Genomic DNA, 16,690 nt, shown 5'->3' on the forward strand with positions numbered 1-16,690 from the left:
TGCGCAGCCGCTATTATCGGGAACCATTATCCCGAGCCAAACACCCGACATGCGGTGACAACCACCGCAGCATAAGGAGCTTTTATGCGCATACCGCGCCGCCGCCTACGACTCGCCCGCGACAAGAAAAATCGCCGCAAAGTGCATCAGCGCTTTCGCCAGCGCATCTTTGAACGCGATCGCAAAGCTGAACTGGCTGCGCACCCGCAACCGCGCGTCGTGGTACTGACCGGCGCTGGCATCTCCGCCGAGTCAGGCATTCAAACCTTCCGCGCTGCCGACGGATTATGGGAAGAGCATCGGGTTGAAGATGTTGCCACACCAGAAGGATTTCATCGTAATCCCGATCTGGTGCAAGGATTCTACAATGCGCGCCGCCGTCAGTTGCAACAGCCGGAGATTCAGCCAAATGCCGCGCACAAAGCGCTGGCCGAACTTGAACAGGTGCTGGGCGACAACTTCCTGTTGGTGACGCAGAACATCGATAATCTCCATGAGCGGGCAGGCAGTCAGCGCGTGTTGCATATGCACGGTGAATTGCTAAAAGTGCGCTGTGAAAGCAGTGGTCAGGTGCTGGATTGGACGGAAGATGTTAAGCCGGACGATCGTTGCACCTGCTGCCAGTTCCCGGCCCGACTCCGTCCGCATGTGGTGTGGTTTGGAGAAATGCCGCTCGGCATGGAAGAGATTTATCAGGCGATCGAGAAAGCCAATCTGTTTATCGCCATTGGCACCTCCGGGCATGTCTATCCCGCCGCCGGCTTTGTGCATGAAGCAAAACTGCAGGGTGCGCATACCGTTGAGCTTAATCTGGAGCCGAGTCAGGTGGGCAATGAGTTCGCGGAAAGCCAGTACGGCTTGGCCAGTGAGGTGGTACCGGATTTTGTGCATACCTTTCTACGCGGGCTGTATAAGTAAGACGATACATGGTTAAGCACTTTGCGCTGAGAACGCTAACCTGAAGGATAATGATTTGACGCAACATGGCGCGCCTCACGCGCCATGATAATAACGCAGGTTCTTTAGAGGGATGACAAATGGATCAATTACTTGAGCGTTTTCTCAGTTATGTGGCCGTAGAAACTCAGTCAAAACCGCAGGCGCGTCAGGTGCCCAGCAGTGAAGGGCAGTGGACGCTGGCGCGTCAGTTACAGGAAGAGCTGATTGCACTGGGATTTGTTGATGTGTCCCTGAGCGATCACTGCTGCGTGATGGGCACTTTGCCCGCCAACGTTGACTGGCCGACCCCGGTGATCGGCTTTATCTCGCATATGGATACGTCACCGGATTTCACCGCTAAAAATGTCAATCCGCAGATTATCGAAAATTACCGTGGCGGCGATATTGCGCTGGGCAACGGTGACGAAATTCTCTCGCCGGTGATGTTCCCGATTCTGCACAAGCTGATTGGCCATACGCTGATCACCACCGATGGCAAAACCTTGCTGGGCGCAGATGATAAAGCGGGTATCGCTGAAATCATGACGGCGATGGCGCGACTGGTGAAAGAGAATATTCCGCACGGCGCGATTCGTGTGGCGTTTACCCCAGATGAAGAGATTGGACGCGGAACCTCTCATTTCGATGTTGAAGGTTTTGCAGCGGACTGGGCGTACACCATTGATGGCAGCGATCTCGGCGAATTTGAATTTGAAAACTTCAATGCAGCAACCGCGATGGTGAAAATCACCGGCAATAACGTGCACCCTGGCAGTGCGAAAAACGTCATGGTGAATGCACTGGATCTGGCGATGCGTTTCCACGCCGAGCTGCCCGCCAAAGAAAAACCGCAGTTCACCGACGGTTATGAAGGCTTTTTCCATCTGCATACCATCAAAGGCACGGTTGAGCATGCCGAGTTAATGTATTTGATTCGTGATTTCGACGCCGACAGTTATGAACAGCGTAAACAGCTGCTGGAAGAGATTGCTGCGCGCGTTGGGAAGGGGCTGCAGGCTGAATGCTCAGTGAAAGTAGAGATTAGCGACAGCTACCGCAATATGCGTGAGAAAGTTGAGCCACATCCGCAGATTATTGAGCTGGCGCTGCAGGCCATTCGTGATTGCGGGATTGAACCGGTGGTGAAGCCGATTCGCGGTGGCACCGACGGCTCTGCGCTATCGTGGAAAGGCTTGCCTTGCCCGAACTTGTTCACCGGCGGCTATAACTACCACGGTAAACACGAGTTCGCGTCATTAAATGTGATGTCGCAGGCGGTGGATGTGATTGTGCGCTTGTCTGCGCTGGCAGCAGAGAAGAAATAGTATGAAAAAGGCCTGCTAAGCAGGCCTTTTATCAATATCTTACGTGGCGGCGCAGTCAACAGCGTCTCTGTCGCGGCTAACACCTGTGGTAAATCGCGCCGTGATAAAGAGGCGCGATTTTAGCGCAACAGATTACTCACCAAAGAACCAGTAGCCGCTGTTCACCAGCGCCGCAAGCTGAGCCAGCAGCGACGGATCGTCCAGCGCATCGCCGAAATCTTCCAGCGTTAACACCTGATTGTGTGCCAGTGCCGCCAGCACTTCCGGGTGGCTGCACGCCACGCGCTCGCCATTCACAAACACCGCATCGCCCAGCGTTAACACGCGCAGGCCACCAAGACGTGTCAGCGCATCGCCTTGCTGCAGCGCATCGTAAATCTCATCAGGCTGATACGGCGGCTCAGGAGGTGCGATATCCAGTTCGTGACGTGTCTGTGAGATAAACTCACCAAACCACTGATTAAACTGTTCTGGCTGATTAATGACATCCAGCATCACCTGACGAATTCCTTCCACTTCAGAAGGCAAAATCTGTGACGGGCAATCACGCGACGGCACATCCGGATCGCTGAAACGATAGCTGCCTAATTCGTGCGCCAGCATGTAATCAGCGAAGCCACTGATCAATTCACGACCGTTAGGTGCACGGAAGCCGACCGAATAGTTGATGGCATTTTCCAGCGAATAGCCTTCATGCGGGAATCCTGGTGGAATGTACAGAATGTCGCCGGGTTCCATCTCTTCATCGATGATGGCGTCAAACGGCTCAACCTGCAGCAAATCGGGATGCGGGCAGTGCTGTTTCATCGGCACTTTTTCGCCTACGCGCCAGCGACGACGGCCGGTGCCCTGAATGATAAACACATCATACTGGTCGAAGTGCGGGCCTACGCCGCCGCCCGGAACGGCAAAAGAGATCATCAGATCGTCAATGCGCCAGTCAGGCAGGAAGCGGAACGGGCGCATCAGGGCAGCAGAAGGTTCATGCCAGTGATTAACCGCCTGCACCAACAGCGACCAGTTGCTCTCGCCGAGATGATCATAGCTTTCAAACGGACCATGGCTAACCTGCCATTTGCCGTTGTTATGGCTCACCAGGCGGCTGTCCACCTCGTTTTCCATCGCCAGACCCGCCAGCTCATCAGGAGAAATGGGATCAATGAAGTTTTTAAAACCACGCTTGAGCACCACCGGACGTTTTTGCCAGTAGCGCTGAATAAAGTCGGGCCAGTTAATATCGAGCTGATAGTCCATACGAGTGTTCCGGTTAGGGCCATGAATGCAGGCAAGTATAACAGCCCGCAGGCCTTTCTACTCGCGGTGATGTTCAACTTCCTGACGCTGGAAAATCACTTCCATGCGGGCACCGCCTAGTGGGCTGGTGCTGGCGATCACCTTACCGGCGTATTGTTCGAGGATGTCGCGGACCACGGCTAAGCCAAGGCCCTGGCCGGGACGTAACGTATCGGCACGCTGACCGCGCACGAAGATCAGATCGCGTTTGCTTTCAGGAATGCCGGGGCCGTCATCATCAATAAACAGATGCAGTGCCTTATCGGTTTGTCGTGCGCTGACCTCAATAAATTCCAGGCAGTATTTGCAGGCGTTATCCAGCACATTGCCCAGCACTTCCATAAAGTCATTTTGGTCGCCGATAAAGGTCAACTCGGGGGAGATATCCAGGGTGATTTCGACCCCTTTGCGCTGATAAACCTTATTCAGCGCCGAGCAAAGGCTATCCAGTAGTGCCGACACCGAATGCAGATCGCGCTGCAGCGGATTATGATCGGCCTGCATACTGGCTCGATGCAGGTAGTAGCCAATTTGTTGTGAAATACGGCTAATCTGCTCCAGCATCACCGGCTCGGCCTGCTCCACGGTGAGCTCCTTGCCGCTGCGCAGGGAGCGCAAGGTACTCTGCAACACCGCCAGCGGGGTTTTCAGGCTGTGCGTTAAATCAGACAGGGTGGTGCGATAACGCGTGTAGCGCTGGCGCTCATTGGTCAGCAGCAGGTTGAGATTTCGCACCAGGCTGCGCAACTCCTGCGGTGGATTGTCATCCAGATTCTCGCGATGACCCGTTTCCAGTTCACGCACCTGCGCGGTTAAATCACCAATAGGGCGCAGGCTCCAGTGCGCGGCCAGCCACAGCAGCGGAATCACTAACAGCAGGTTTGCTGCCAGCACATAGCTAAACCATGACCACACCACATCCGAGTGCTGCAGTTCCTGAGGGATGGAATCCACCACGACGATGGTCAGTGCCGGTAAGTTGGTGGTGGCATCGTAACGGTTGACGGCGACCGAGTGGGTAAAGGTGTCGTTGTTGTCGCTGTCCAGTTGATGTAACCGCTCTTTGACCTCGGAGTTGTTGCCGATGGCGGCCAGACTGGTGCGATTTGTGGTGTCAATTTCATAAAAATCGGGCTTGAGCAGCCACTCACGCCGAATGTTTTTGCGGATGTCAGGCACATCACGCTGCTGCCACAGCAACTTGCCGTGTTCATCGTAGATGAACACCAGCGTCGGGAAATTGAGCGTCATCCGCTCTGGCTGGGCAATGGTCAGCTTGTTGTTTTGCCATTGCGCCAGGGTGAAGAACAGGTTGCTCTCGCCGCGCATCACGCGATAGGTGTTTTTATCGAAACTCACCACATAGCCGACTACGGCTACCATGCCGTAGGAGAGCGACAGAAACAGGACAATAGCGGCAGTCGCCAGTAAAAACCGGGCGCGTAATGAGAAAGGACGTAAGCGATTCAGCCAATTCATAAATCAGAGATCAAAGCGATAGCCCTGGCCGCGCACGGTGTTAATCACTTCGGTCGGATGGAGCGCAAGAATCTTTTTACGCAGGCGTCCCATCAAAACATCAATGGTGTGGCTCTCGCGCAGTTCGGCATCGGGATAGAGTTGCAGCATCAGCGAATCTTTGCTGACCACTTTTCCGGCGTTGCGGATCAAGGTTTCTACAATGGTGTACTCAAAGGCGGTGAGTTTGACCGGTGCATCATTGACGGTGACTTCGCGACGTGACAGATCAACCTGGAACGGCGGCATCGCAATGATCTGCGAAGCGTGTCCACTGTTGCGACGCATCAGCGCCTGCAAACGTGCAGCGACTTCTTCGATATGGAAAGGTTTGGTGACGTAGTCATCGGCACCGGCTTCAAGTGCTTCCACTTTAGCCTGCCAGCCTTCACGTGCCGTCAACACCAGAATCGGTTGACGCACAGCATCGCCGCGCCAGCGACGAATCAACGACATGCCATCTTCATCAGGCAAGCCTAAATCGACCAGCGCAATGTCGGGAATGTGTTCCTGCAGGAAATAGTCGGCTTCTTTGGCATCTTCGGCAGCATCCACCTGATGACCCATTTCACGTAACTGCACGGCGAGATGATGACGCAGCAGTGCATTATCTTCCACAACCAGAACACGCATAGAATTTCCTTACCTTCAAACTCAGTGATGATGGCAAGAGTATATGTTAAGCGAGCTAAACAAGAGAACAACACTTGATTGTCATTGTTTGAACGACAGCAGCAAAAAGCGGCGAGCATTCATTTCGGACACAGGCAACAAGGGATTGATGCACTTGCCGATTTGCTGGTGCTCGACTGCCTGAGGGAAAGGGTAGGGTGTGCGCGCAGGCACACCCTTAATGATTATTTTAAATCATCAACCATCTGAATGGCGCGGCCGAGATAGTTGGCCGGTGTCATCTGCTTCAGACGCACTTTCTCTTCTTCCGGCAGTTCGAGACTGTCGATGAAGGCCTGCATACCGGCTGCATCTACACGTTTGCCACGCGTCAGCTCTTTCAGCTTTTCGTATGGCTTCTCGATACCGTAGCGGCGCATTACGGTCTGGATCGGCTCGGCCAGCACTTCCCAGTTGTGATCCAGTTCGTCCAGCAGACGATCGCGGTTCACTTCCAGTTTAGAGATACCTTTCAACGTCGCCTGATAAGCGATCAGCGCATAGCCCACGCCGACGCCGAGGTTACGCAGCACGGTAGAGTCGGTGAGATCGCGCTGCCAGCGGGAAACCGGCAGTTTGCTCGCCAGGTGCTGCATCACCGCATTCGCCAGACCGAGGTTGCCTTCTGAGTTTTCGAAGTCAATTGGGTTCACTTTATGCGGCATGGTGGAAGAACCAATTTCGCCCGCGATGGTTTTCTGCTTGAAGTGATTAAGAGCTACGTAACCCCAGATATCACGGTCAAAGTCGATCAGGATGGTGTTGAAACGCGCGATGCAATCAAACAGTTCTGCGATGTAGTCATGCGGTTCGATCTGCGTGGTGTACGGGTTCCAGGTGACGCCCAGTGAGGTGACAAACTGCTCGCTCAGCTGATGCCAGTCCACTTCCGGATACGCAGCGATGTGGGCGTTATAGTTGCCGACCGCGCCGTTGATTTTGCCCAGCACTTCGATTTTGCTCAACTGACGCAGCTGACGTTCCATACGGTAAGCGACGTTAGCCATCTCTTTACCCATGGTGGATGGCGTAGCGGGTTGGCCATGCGTACGCGACAGCAGCGGGATATCGCGATACTCCTGCGCCAGACCTTTCACCGCATCGATGATTTTGTTCCAGAAAGGCACGATGACATCACGGCGAGCGGTTTCCAGCATCAGCGCGTGAGAAAGGTTGTTAATATCTTCAGAAGTACAGGCGAAGTGGATGAACTCGGATACCGCATGCAGCGCAGGGATATCGGCCACTTTCTCTTTCAGGAAGTACTCAACCGCTTTAACGTCGTGGTTGGTGGTGCGTTCGATGGTTTTAATGCGCGCCGCGTCTTCTTCGCTGAAATTGGCGACAATGGCATCAAGGAAAGCGTTTGCGTCAGCATCAAATGCAGGAACTTCCTTGATCTCTGCGGTCGTAGCCAGTTTCTGTAACCAGCGAACTTCAACCTCAACGCGGAATTTCAGCAAACCGTATTCGCTGAAAATGGCGCGCAGCGGGCTGACTTTATCGCCATAACGGCCATCGACAGGTGAGACGGCGGTCAGAGAGGATAATTCCATCAGTGCAACTCCTGAATCGTTAACAAATTAGGGCAGGGCGGCGCTTAATACGCCGGGCCCAGCCGGGATAAAATGGTTTTGGCTTCACGCAGCAGACGCTGGCGCGAGAACATCAGCTGCAGGCGGCCACCGCCAACCTGCTGCCACAGTACAGCAGCACGAATACCTGCCAGTAAGGTGGCACGCACTTTACTCTGTACCTGAGAATTCTGTAATACCTGCGGCGAACCGGTGACCTGAATGCGCGGACCCAGTGGGCTAATGACATCGACATAAATCCCTGCCATGGCACTGGTGATGGTTTCAGATTCCAGCTCGTAATGCGCGAGTTGGCGATCAAGCTGCGCAATACGCTGAGAAAGGGTGTTCAGCGCCGCGTTGTTGCCGTGCAATTTGCGCTCCAGCACCATCATACTCAGGGTGTAACGTGTCAGTTCGGCCCCGGCACCCTGGCGGCTGCCGCTGTTCAACACCGCCATCAGCGATTCCAGGCCGAGATGCAGATTCGCTTCATCATTGCCAAATACCGCCAGCGTTGAGCCGGGGTTCAGATCCAGCAGGCTGCGCAGCGACACGGTTAATGCGGCATTGTTGCAACTGCCCTGATGCGCTAATTGCTGCACCAGATGCGCGGACTGACAAATACCCGCCAGCGCGAGCGTTATCTCATAATAGTTCTTGGCCACGCTTAACTCCTGTCATCGCGTCGGCAGCGCCGACCTCAGGCTTCTGCCAATGGCAGGCGCTGTTCAATAATGCCGCCGCCGAGGCAAACATCACCCAGATAAAATACGGCCGACTGGCCAGGCGTGACGGCCGCAACCGGCTCGTCAAAACGCACTTCAATACGCTCGGCATCGAGCGGGATAATTTCGCATGGAATATCGGTCTGGCGATAACGGGTTTTCACCGTGCAGCGCAGCGGGGCCGTCATCGTTTGGCGATCGACCCAATCCAGTTGCTGAGCAATCAGACCCACAGACATCAGGCGTGGATGTTCCGCACCCTGAGCCACCACCAGACGATTGCGCGCCACGTCTTTATCCACCACATACCAGGGATCGTCGTTGCTCTCTTTGCGACCACCAATACCCAATCCTTTGCGTTGGCCCAGCGTGTGATACATCAGACCCTGATGCTCACCGACAATCTCACCGTCAACGGTTTCGATTTCACCCGGCTGCGCAGGTAAGTAACGGCCAAGGAAGTCGCGGAATTTGCGCTCGCCGATAAAGCAGATGCCGGTCGAGTCTTTTTTCTTCGCGGTGATCAAATCCAGTTCTTCAGCGATACGACGGACTTCGGGTTTCTCCAACTCACCTACCGGGAACAGGCTTTGCGCAATCTGCTCATGACTAAGGGTGTAGAGGAAGTAACTCTGATCTTTATTGCCGTCGAGACCGCGCAGTAACTGGCTGGTGCCATTCACATCGGCGCGGCGCACATAGTGGCCGGTGGCGATGAAGTCTGCACCGAGATCTTCAGCCGCGAATTCAAGGAAGGCTTTAAATTTAATCTCTTTATTGCACAGAATATCGGGGTTTGGCGTGCGGCCCGCTTTGTACTCTTCCAGGAAGTGTTCGAACACGTTGTCCCAGTATTCAGCGGCGAAGTTGATTTTGTGCAGTTTCATGCCGAGCTTGTCACACACGGCTTGAGCGTCAGCCAGATCATCAGCGGCGGTGCAATACTCCTCGCCGTCGTCTTCCTCCCAGTTCTTCATGAACAGGCCTTCAACCTGATAGCCCTGCTGTTGCAGTAACCAGGCGGATACGGAAGAATCGACGCCGCCGGACATCCCGACGATCACTTTTTTCTGGCTGTTGTCAGACATGACGCACTCTTAATTACGATAAAAACAGGCGGCGCATTCTATCATGCCGAAGCCGGGCGCGCACCTTCGTGAAACGGCCATTGGAACGGCGCCACCAGTTGCAGCGGATAACGCGCGCCTTGTTGCCACAATCGAACACTCTCGGCGACCAGCGGTGAACGCAGGCGATTCGCAGTGAGAATCTGCTCTGGCGGCAGCCACCAGCAGCAATCGATGTCGCGATCGTGCGGGGACGTCTCGCATTTTTCTGGCAGATCGAGGCCAAACAGGAAACGCACAAAAGGTGTATCGTCAGGCGCGATCCACTGCTGCACACCGAGGAAATACTCAGGTTGAGCGTCAATGCCGGTCTCTTCAAACAACTCACGCTGCGCCGCTTCTAAAATCGTTTCATTGGCTTCGAGATGACCCGCCGGCTGATTCCAGGTAATGCGGCCGTGAACACGCTCTTCAACCACCAGCAATTCGCCTTGTGCCTGCACAATACAGGCTACGGTTACATGAGGTTTAAACATCCTTCCTCCGAAATTGTTAACTAAAAGTTATTGAAAAGTCGTGATCTAAACGTTGGCACTGACATCGCGCCACTCTCCCAGGGCTAAATCGTTCAGTTGATATTTGCCCATGGCAAAGCGAATCAGGCGTAAGGTGGGAAAACCAATATGCGCCGTCATGCGCCGCACCTGACGGTTACGTCCTTCGTACAGGGTGATTTTCAACCAACTGGTCGGGATCGCTTTACGCTCGCGGATCGGCGGCTGGCGCGGCCACAGCCACGCTGGCTCGGTCACTAATTCCACGCCAGCAGGCAGCGTAGGTCCATCATTGAGGGTGACGCCGTTGCGTAACAGGGATAAATCTGATTCCTGTGGAGCACCTTCAATCTGCACATAATAGATTTTTCCGGTGCGCTTTCCGGGCTGCGTAAGTTGCGCCTGTAGCGCGCCATCGTTGGTCAGAATCATCAAACCTTCGCTGTCGCGATCGAGGCGGCCGGCGGCATAAACGTCGCTAACCGGCACGAAATCCTTGAGCGTGCGGCGTCCCGCTTCATCACTGAACTGCGGTAAAACATCGAAAGGTTTGTTAAAGAGTATGACGCGTCGCGGTCCTTTTGGACGTGTGTCACGGCGCACGGGCTGGCGTGCTGCGGTGTTTGGACGCTTATCCTGGTGAATTCGTTGAGAAGTTTTTCGCATGGGCTTTGCAGTCAGAAACAATCGGCGCATTATAACGCGAAACTGCGGTGATTGGCGTAGCGGAAATATTCAAGTAGTATTGACCCGCATCTTACAAATCATTAACAAAAAATCGCTCGAAGGAGAGGTTGATGGAAAGCAAAGTAGTTGTTCCGGCGGAAGGTCAAAAAATCACCCTGGTTCAGGGCAAACTCACTGTTCCGAATAACCCAGTCATTCCTTACATCGAAGGTGATGGCATCGGCGTTGATGTTTCCCCTGTTATGCTGAAAGTGGTTGATGCCGCTGTGAAGAAAGCCTACAACGGCGAGCGCAAAATTTCCTGGATGGAAATTTATACTGGTGAGAAATCAGTAGAACTTTACGGCCAGGACGTCTGGCTGCCGCAAGAAACCCTCGATTTAATCAAAGAGTACCGCGTTGCCATCAAAGGCCCACTGACTACGCCAGTTGGCGGCGGTATTCGTTCTCTGAACGTGGCGCTGCGTCAGGAGCTGGATCTGTACGTGTGTCTGCGTCCGGTTCGCTACTACACCGGCACCCCAAGCCCGGTTAAACGCCCAGAAGATACCGACATGGTGATCTTCCGTGAGAACTCAGAAGATATCTATGCGGGTATCGAGTGGAAAGCGGGCACACCAGAAGCGGACAAAGTGATCAAGTTCCTGCGCGAAGAGATGGGCGTGAAGAAAATTCGCTTCCCTGAGCAGTGTGGTATCGGCGTGAAGCCGTGCTCTGAAGAGGGCACTAAACGTCTGGTGCGTGCTGCGGTTGAGTACACCATCACCAACGATCGTGATTCTCTGACCCTGGTTCACAAAGGCAACATCATGAAGTTCACCGAAGGCTCATTCAAAGACTGGGGCTACCAGTTGGTGAAAGAAGAGTTCGGCGGCGAGCTGATCGATGGCGGCCCGTGGATGAAGTTCAAAAACCCGAACACCGGCAAAGAGATCATCGTGAAAGACGTGATCGCTGACGCCTTCCTGCAGCAGATCCTGTTGCGTCCAGCAGAATACGACGTTATCGCCTGTATGAACCTGAACGGTGACTACATCTCTGATGCCCTGGCGGCACAGGTTGGTGGTATCGGTATCGCACCTGGCGCGAACATCGGTGACGAGTGCGCACTGTTCGAAGCAACCCACGGTACGGCACCTAAGTACGCTGGCCAGGATAAAGTGAACCCAGGTTCCGTTATCCTGTCCGCAGAAATGATGCTGCGTCATATGGAGTGGTTCGAAGCTGCAGACCTGATTGTTAAAGGCATGGAAGGCGCAATCGCTGCTAAGACCGTGACCTATGACTTCGAGCGTCTGATGGATGGCGCTAAACTGCTGAAATGTTCAGAGTTTGGTGACGCGATCATCGCGAACATGTAATTTCTGCCAGCCAGAAATTGAGACGGGAGCCTATGGCTCCCGTTTTTTTATGCGCTAAGTTAATCGGCCTGCTGTTCAACAGATTTGGCGGATGACGCATGCTGCTGCGACAAGCGCCAGAAATCATTGCCGCCCGGATGCTGATACATGCGCAGGCCAAACTGGCCGACAATCGCATAGATATATTCGAAGATCGCTGACTGCGAGTTCTCATACTCCACCCAAAATATCGACGAGGTGAAGCAATAGACTTCTACCGGTAAACCTTCCGGCGAGGGCTTCATGGTGCGCACCACGATATACATATCCTGCTTAATATCATCGCGCTGCGACAGCCACGCGGTGAGATATTTGCGGAACACCGTCAAGTTGGTCATGCCGTTTTCGGCAAACCAGCGGTCACCCACGGCATTGCTGTCACGGCCATCCATTAACGCTGAAAGCTGCTCGTTAACACCGCGAATCTGGCTCATCTGCTGAATGAGTTCGTGATCGAGAAAGCGAATCGACATTTGGTCGAGGTGGAAGCTACGCATAATACGGCGCGCGCCGGAGGAGAACATCGCCTGCCAGTTGGTATAGGTTTCGGTGAGGAAGTTTTTCGTCGGGATGCGTGACAAAGTGTTATCCCAGTTACGCAGCGTAATGGTGTGCAATGCAATATCAATCACTTCGCCGCTAATGCCTTTATCCGGCATCTCAATCCAGTCACCAAGTTGCAGCACATCGTTGGATGACACCTGAATATTCGCCACCAGCGACATTAAGGTGTGCTGGAACACCAACATCAATACCGCAGCAACCGCACCCAAACTCGAGATAATAATCACTGGCGATTTATTCGACATAATGGCCAGAATCATGATCGCCGAAATAATGTGCACCAGGATCTTGCCGACCTGAATATAGCCCTTGATCGAGTGATTCTTACGCTTTGATTTGCGGGAGTAGGAGTTGTTAACAATCTCCAGCACTTCTGTGAAGAACAGCGACAGATAAACAAAGAACAAAATGCCGCAGATAGTCTTAATAGCAATCAGCAGATGCTCGGGCAGATCTGGCATAAACTGCAGCAGGTAATAGACCGTGATCACCGGAATAAAGTTTGAGAGCTTTTCAGATAGCCGCACATCTTTATCAAGTGGAACCTGTTTTTTGTGTGTGCTGAAGAAGACCTTGCGCACCACCTTCACCACAAAGAATTTGCAGACCAGATGCGTCACCATCCCCGCGATCACCAGCAGCAGCAAGCTAAAAGTGGTGGATAGCAGGGTGTTACTCTCAATAAATTTCTGGATATCGCTTAAATAATTCATATTCACAACATGCCTGACAACGATGGCGGGGATTCAATCACAAACTGTGATCATACTGTATGCGACAAGTGCGCAATTTCTTAACGGCGGTTCGCGCCTGACAATACATTTCGCAAAACTTTGAAACAGATAGCATCCATGAACCCCTCGTCGTGCCTTTTCCGGCAAAACCCGCTATGTTCTGCGCTTCAGATTCTGGAGGTGGTATGCAAGGTGTCATAAAATTCGTTAAGGGCTGGTTGCTGTTTTCGTTGCTGTGGGGCATTTTCATGTGGTTCACTTCGTGGCAGGCGCAGGGTGAGGCCATCAGTATGGTGGTGGTGAAAAGCTTGTACGCTGGATTGATTTATCAGGCATTGATGACCATGGTGGCGCGCTTCAAAGCACGCCGTTCGCAAGCCTGATTGCTCACATCTCCCCACACAGCTTTGCGCAGCACTGACGCTAATTTGCACTCTGTCAGGCAATCTGGCCCGACTCAAAACAGTGTGGGTGGAAGTGAAGATGGCAAAGACGTCATTAGCGGCGTGGTTCTTTTTACTGGTGTCATTTGGCAGCTGTGCGCAATTACCTGACGTGCCAGTGAATATCTCTGTGCACCAGGGGCGTCATCTGGATGTGAATAACAGCACGGCTGATGTGGCAGAGACGCCGGATGAACATATTCAGGAAAGGTTGGATGAGGCCGGTCATCATCAATAAGCGTTGGGGCCAGGAAGGCCCCCTATCGCCGCCTATTTCCTGCCCAGCAGGAAACCGACAATAATGCCGATGCTGGCCGCTACCGCCAGGCCGGTTGCCGGATTATCACGTACCGATTTGACCACGCAATCTGCTGCATCCTGCACAGCATAACTGGCTTGCGCGGGATAACGACGCGCGGCACCTTTAGCCTGATGTTTGCGAGAGCCGGTCCATTCCCCGATTTTTTCTTCAACTGCGCCCGCTGCTTCATTCAATTTTGCTTCCGCTTTATCAGTCATGATGACTCCCTGCTGGTTGTGAATATTACGATTCAGCGTAGTCACAGATTTTCAGACCAGCAACCCGCAGGCCAACGAGGTTGTAACAGTGGTTTGCAGGATTGTTGAACTCTGTCCAGGCTTAAACGAAGTAGCAGGCCTTTTGATTTGCGGAAATCAGGCCGTGTCACACCAGGAGGAGAGATGAAACGTGATGTATTAAATGAAGACGATTACGATGAAGTGTGTCGGGTCATTGGCGACGCGGTGATTGTCCTATCCGAATGTGGCCACGAAACTAAACGCGCTGAAATCACCGATTTATTGCAGCGAACCCGCCATCATCGCGCGCATGATGAACGCGACGAACAGCGGATGCTGGAGCATGCGATTCGTCTGGTCAAACCCTAATCCCTAAGGGTGTCACGAGACGCCCTTAGGGATTTCCGCGATAAGCCGGATACCAGGTCACTAAAAAATGGCGTAGATGATCGAAACACCACTCGGCATCGTCGGCTTGCTGACAATAATAGCGAACGGTGACTTTCTCATAGCGCATATGACGCTGATGCAAAGGTGACCAGCCCCAATCCAGCACGGCGCGGGCGTAATTGACCAGGGTGCCGCTCTGCATGTTGTGCTGCTTCTCTTGTCGGCTCAGATAGAGTTCAAATGCCTGATCCAGACTTTGCGTCTCCTCACTGCTGCCACTCGATAGCGCCGGGCGTAATGCCACATCGATAAATCCGCACACGCCGTCATCACGCTGCTGCCAGTCACAGGCTAAGGTCATAAATACCCCTTCCTGCAAATTCACCTCTTCCAGTAAACGCCGTAAATTTTCGGAATGTTTACCCGCTGAGATTTCGTCGATGCGATCGGTCTGCAGCGTGAGGTCAAATCCACAAGGATTCACCGAACCATCCGCGTTGGTGGAAGCGGGGAAGGGGAAATCGATGTAGCCGTTATTGTCCAGACTCTTTTCCATAGTACAGGTCCGCAGCGTGAGGAAGCCTGACAATAAACCATCTTTCCCGGCTAAGCACGTTTAAGGGCACGTCCAGGTAATCATGGTGTTCTGATAAGGGTTGATCAGACGGAATTGCTTATCTGACAGCCGCTGAGCGGTGAAGCCCTCAGGCGTCACGGCAGAAGGGACATACTGGAAACGATCGCTGGAGTGCAATGTGCCACTTTTCACCGCCACGCCATCACGCGTGACCGTAAAGGCATTCACCAAATCGAAGATGCGCGCCTGCGTCTGCCCCATTGATTGTCCATAAATAGTCGCGACTTCGCCCGGGCAGTCGACACCTTTAGGCGTGGAGCTGCAACCAGCCAATAATAAAAGGGTGAGTACTACCGTGATTCGCAACATGATCCTGTCCTGGTTCGATTCCTTGTTTGCAGTGGCCCGTCAATGCCCACTGATATGCTGATCATAGCAGGTCTGGCACCGCTTCCCATTTGTCATTTGCCTAATCGTTAAGCGGTAAGAATGTAAAGGGGTGACTTTGGTAGCAGTTAAACGTTATTCTTGCCAGCGTTGCGCATCAGGTAAGCAAAACAAGGGCAAATCTATGAAAGAAGAAGAAGCCAGTTTAATGATTCTTCAGCACGCGATTGATAAATTAGAAGCCGACAAAAAAAAGCAGGTAATGAACTGTGTAGCGGCCATACAAGAAGTGATGCAAGGCTTCGATCCGGAAGATGCGGGTCTGGCGTTAATGTTAGTCGCCGCACAGGTTGCAGCAGAGTAATCCCTTTCGGTCATTCCTTCCCCATCCGTTTGCGATGGAAATCCATGCAATATAGCTGCTGCTCAGTCGATATCGGCTGATGCGCAGCGATTGTTCTGCACAGATTAATCTTTCTCCTGGTTCACATTACTGCGCGCTGTGCTAAACCTGACAATGAATCCAAAAGGAGGATGAGATGAAAAAGACATTGCTTTTAATCGGTACTTTTAGCCTCGGCCTACTGCTGGCGGGCTGCGCATCCGATCACGTCATGCACACCACCGATGGGCAAACCATTGTGGTGCAGGGTAAACCTAAAGTGGATGAAGATACCGGCATGATTACTTACAAAGATATTGATGGTAAAGAACAGCAGATAAACCGTAATCAAATCAAAGATATGAACTCGGTTAACTAACGTTTCCTTTACCCTTCTATCCTTGCAGGCCCGTACTCAACGGGCCATTATTCGTTTTAACGTTTTTTTCTGTGTTACGCTTCTCTGTATAAAATCCAACGAAATCATCATCTAACCTCAGCGGAGATCCAATGAAGGCGATAGCTATTGCCGTTGGCTTAATGGCGTGCCATATCGCGCCGGCCTGGAGCGAATCCGAATTTCAAATTACCTGTCCGGGGCGCCCGACCATGACGGTATCGCGTGCGGAATACGGTTTAAGTACGCTGATGTGGCCAACACGTCATTTTCAAATTGCAGCAGGGCAACAGCGCACGCGTTTGCAAGGCGGTGATAAAGTGGCGATCACGCGTTTTCGTAATGGCGATCAGCTGATTGTGAACAAAAACAATGACGATACGTTCTTTGTCTATGCCGATAGCGATAAACTCATCCCCTGCAATCGCACCGAAAAACGCGATGCGGAAATTCTTTCGCTGGAACGTTACGACGATAGCCAGCGCCCCAATTCATAGTTGCCAGTCAAAGGAGAAGACG

Annotated in this window: 21 protein-coding genes; 9 read left to right on the top strand and 12 right to left on the bottom strand. The window is 52.9% G+C overall.

The window, feature by feature from the left end:
- The first annotated feature begins 84 nt into the window (after window positions 1-84).
- Both cobB and pepT read left to right on the top strand, forming a co-directional pair.
- Window positions 85-918 (top strand): Sir2 family NAD+-dependent deacetylase, encoded by an 834-nt coding sequence (gene cobB / locus JK231_RS00820; protein ID WP_034822045.1) that lies wholly within the window; start codon window positions 85-87, stop codon window positions 916-918.
- Window positions 919-1,037: 119 nt separating this feature from the next.
- Complete coding sequence (gene pepT / locus JK231_RS00825) at window positions 1,038-2,264, top strand: peptidase T (RefSeq protein ID WP_038647552.1); 1,227 nt, start codon at window positions 1,038-1,040, stop codon at window positions 2,262-2,264.
- A gap of 132 nt (window positions 2,265-2,396) precedes the next feature.
- On the opposite strand, the gene JK231_RS00830 is transcribed toward pepT, so the two are convergent.
- The 8 genes from JK231_RS00830 to rluE form a co-directional block, all read right to left on the bottom strand.
- Window positions 2,397-3,518 (bottom strand): cupin domain-containing protein, encoded by a 1,122-nt coding sequence (locus tag JK231_RS00830; RefSeq protein ID WP_034822040.1) that lies wholly within the window; start codon window positions 3,516-3,518, stop codon window positions 2,397-2,399.
- A gap of 57 nt (window positions 3,519-3,575) precedes the next feature.
- Entirely contained in the window at window positions 3,576-5,036 is a 1,461-nt protein-coding gene (phoQ, locus tag JK231_RS00835; RefSeq protein ID WP_058962308.1) for a two-component system sensor histidine kinase PhoQ, read from the bottom strand.
- Window positions 5,037-5,039: 3 nt separating this feature from the next.
- The gene (gene phoP, locus JK231_RS00840; protein WP_034822036.1) at window positions 5,040-5,708 is read right to left on the bottom strand and encodes a two-component system response regulator PhoP; all 669 of its coding nucleotides are present in this window, start codon (window positions 5,706-5,708) and stop codon (window positions 5,040-5,042) included.
- A gap of 224 nt (window positions 5,709-5,932) precedes the next feature.
- Window positions 5,933-7,303: an adenylosuccinate lyase gene (purB, locus tag JK231_RS00845; protein ID WP_097119194.1), complete on the bottom strand. Its 1,371-nt coding sequence runs from the start codon at window positions 7,301-7,303 to the stop codon at window positions 5,933-5,935.
- A gap of 44 nt (window positions 7,304-7,347) precedes the next feature.
- Window positions 7,348-7,989: a high frequency lysogenization protein HflD gene (gene hflD, locus JK231_RS00850; RefSeq protein WP_200571356.1), complete on the bottom strand. Its 642-nt coding sequence runs from the start codon at window positions 7,987-7,989 to the stop codon at window positions 7,348-7,350.
- 35 nt (window positions 7,990-8,024) lie between these two features.
- Window positions 8,025-9,137 (bottom strand): tRNA 2-thiouridine(34) synthase MnmA, encoded by a 1,113-nt coding sequence (gene mnmA / locus JK231_RS00855; protein WP_200571360.1) that lies wholly within the window; start codon window positions 9,135-9,137, stop codon window positions 8,025-8,027.
- A gap of 41 nt (window positions 9,138-9,178) precedes the next feature.
- Window positions 9,179-9,652 (bottom strand): NUDIX hydrolase, encoded by a 474-nt coding sequence (locus JK231_RS00860; RefSeq protein ID WP_097119197.1) that lies wholly within the window; start codon window positions 9,650-9,652, stop codon window positions 9,179-9,181.
- A gap of 45 nt (window positions 9,653-9,697) precedes the next feature.
- A complete protein-coding gene (gene rluE, locus JK231_RS00865; RefSeq protein ID WP_249221582.1) occupies window positions 9,698-10,336 on the bottom strand; it encodes a 23S rRNA pseudouridine(2457) synthase RluE in 639 nt (212 codons plus the stop codon).
- A 131-nt stretch (window positions 10,337-10,467) separates the two neighbouring features.
- Between rluE and icd the strand changes: the two genes are divergently transcribed.
- Complete coding sequence (icd, locus tag JK231_RS00870) at window positions 10,468-11,718, top strand: NADP-dependent isocitrate dehydrogenase (protein WP_038647536.1); 1,251 nt, start codon at window positions 10,468-10,470, stop codon at window positions 11,716-11,718.
- Between the two features lie 59 nt (window positions 11,719-11,777).
- Here icd and JK231_RS00875 read toward each other — a convergent pair whose 3' ends face one another.
- A complete protein-coding gene (locus tag JK231_RS00875) occupies window positions 11,778-13,034 on the bottom strand; it encodes a mechanosensitive ion channel domain-containing protein (RefSeq protein ID WP_211727791.1) in 1,257 nt (418 codons plus the stop codon).
- A 206-nt stretch (window positions 13,035-13,240) separates the two neighbouring features.
- On the opposite strand from JK231_RS00875, the gene JK231_RS00880 reads away from it, so the two are divergent.
- Window positions 13,241-13,438, top strand: coding sequence for a DUF6404 family protein (locus JK231_RS00880; protein ID WP_034822012.1), 198 nt, complete (start codon window positions 13,241-13,243; stop codon window positions 13,436-13,438).
- A 100-nt stretch (window positions 13,439-13,538) separates the two neighbouring features.
- Window positions 13,539-13,736, top strand: coding sequence for a hypothetical protein (locus JK231_RS00885; protein ID WP_211727792.1), 198 nt, complete (start codon window positions 13,539-13,541; stop codon window positions 13,734-13,736).
- Between the two features lie 32 nt (window positions 13,737-13,768).
- On the opposite strand, the gene JK231_RS00890 is transcribed toward JK231_RS00885, so the two are convergent.
- On the bottom strand, window positions 13,769-14,017 hold the full coding sequence (locus JK231_RS00890) for a DUF883 family protein (RefSeq protein ID WP_034822005.1): 249 nt from the start codon (window positions 14,015-14,017) through the stop codon (window positions 13,769-13,771).
- 183 nt (window positions 14,018-14,200) lie between these two features.
- Here JK231_RS00890 and JK231_RS00895 point away from each other — a divergent pair, with 183 nt between their 5' ends.
- Window positions 14,201-14,407, top strand: coding sequence for a DUF2767 family protein (locus JK231_RS00895; protein ID WP_211727793.1), 207 nt, complete (start codon window positions 14,201-14,203; stop codon window positions 14,405-14,407).
- 25 nt (window positions 14,408-14,432) lie between these two features.
- On the opposite strand, the gene JK231_RS00900 is transcribed toward JK231_RS00895, so the two are convergent.
- Window positions 14,433-14,984, bottom strand: coding sequence for a hypothetical protein (locus JK231_RS00900; RefSeq protein ID WP_211727794.1), 552 nt, complete (start codon window positions 14,982-14,984; stop codon window positions 14,433-14,435).
- Between the two features lie 60 nt (window positions 14,985-15,044).
- Window positions 15,045-15,374, bottom strand: coding sequence for a hypothetical protein (locus tag JK231_RS00905; RefSeq protein WP_034821995.1), 330 nt, complete (start codon window positions 15,372-15,374; stop codon window positions 15,045-15,047).
- Between the two features lie 202 nt (window positions 15,375-15,576).
- On the opposite strand from JK231_RS00905, the gene JK231_RS00910 reads away from it, so the two are divergent.
- The 3 genes from JK231_RS00910 (at window position 15,577) to JK231_RS00920 (ending at window position 16,668) form a co-directional block, all read left to right on the top strand.
- On the top strand, window positions 15,577-15,756 hold the full coding sequence (locus JK231_RS00910) for a hypothetical protein (RefSeq protein ID WP_034821992.1): 180 nt from the start codon (window positions 15,577-15,579) through the stop codon (window positions 15,754-15,756).
- Between the two features lie 175 nt (window positions 15,757-15,931).
- A complete protein-coding gene (locus JK231_RS00915; protein WP_058962298.1) occupies window positions 15,932-16,153 on the top strand; it encodes a YgdI/YgdR family lipoprotein in 222 nt (73 codons plus the stop codon).
- Between the two features lie 131 nt (window positions 16,154-16,284).
- Window positions 16,285-16,668, top strand: a complete 384-nt coding sequence (locus JK231_RS00920) for a hypothetical protein (RefSeq protein WP_211727795.1) — start codon at window positions 16,285-16,287, stop codon at window positions 16,666-16,668.
- The last annotated feature ends 22 nt before the right edge of the window (window positions 16,669-16,690 follow it).

The sequence above is a fragment of the Pantoea sp. JGM49 genome, from assembly GCF_018257655.1.
Classification (GTDB): Bacteria; Pseudomonadota; Gammaproteobacteria; order Enterobacterales; family Enterobacteriaceae; genus Pantoea; species Pantoea communis.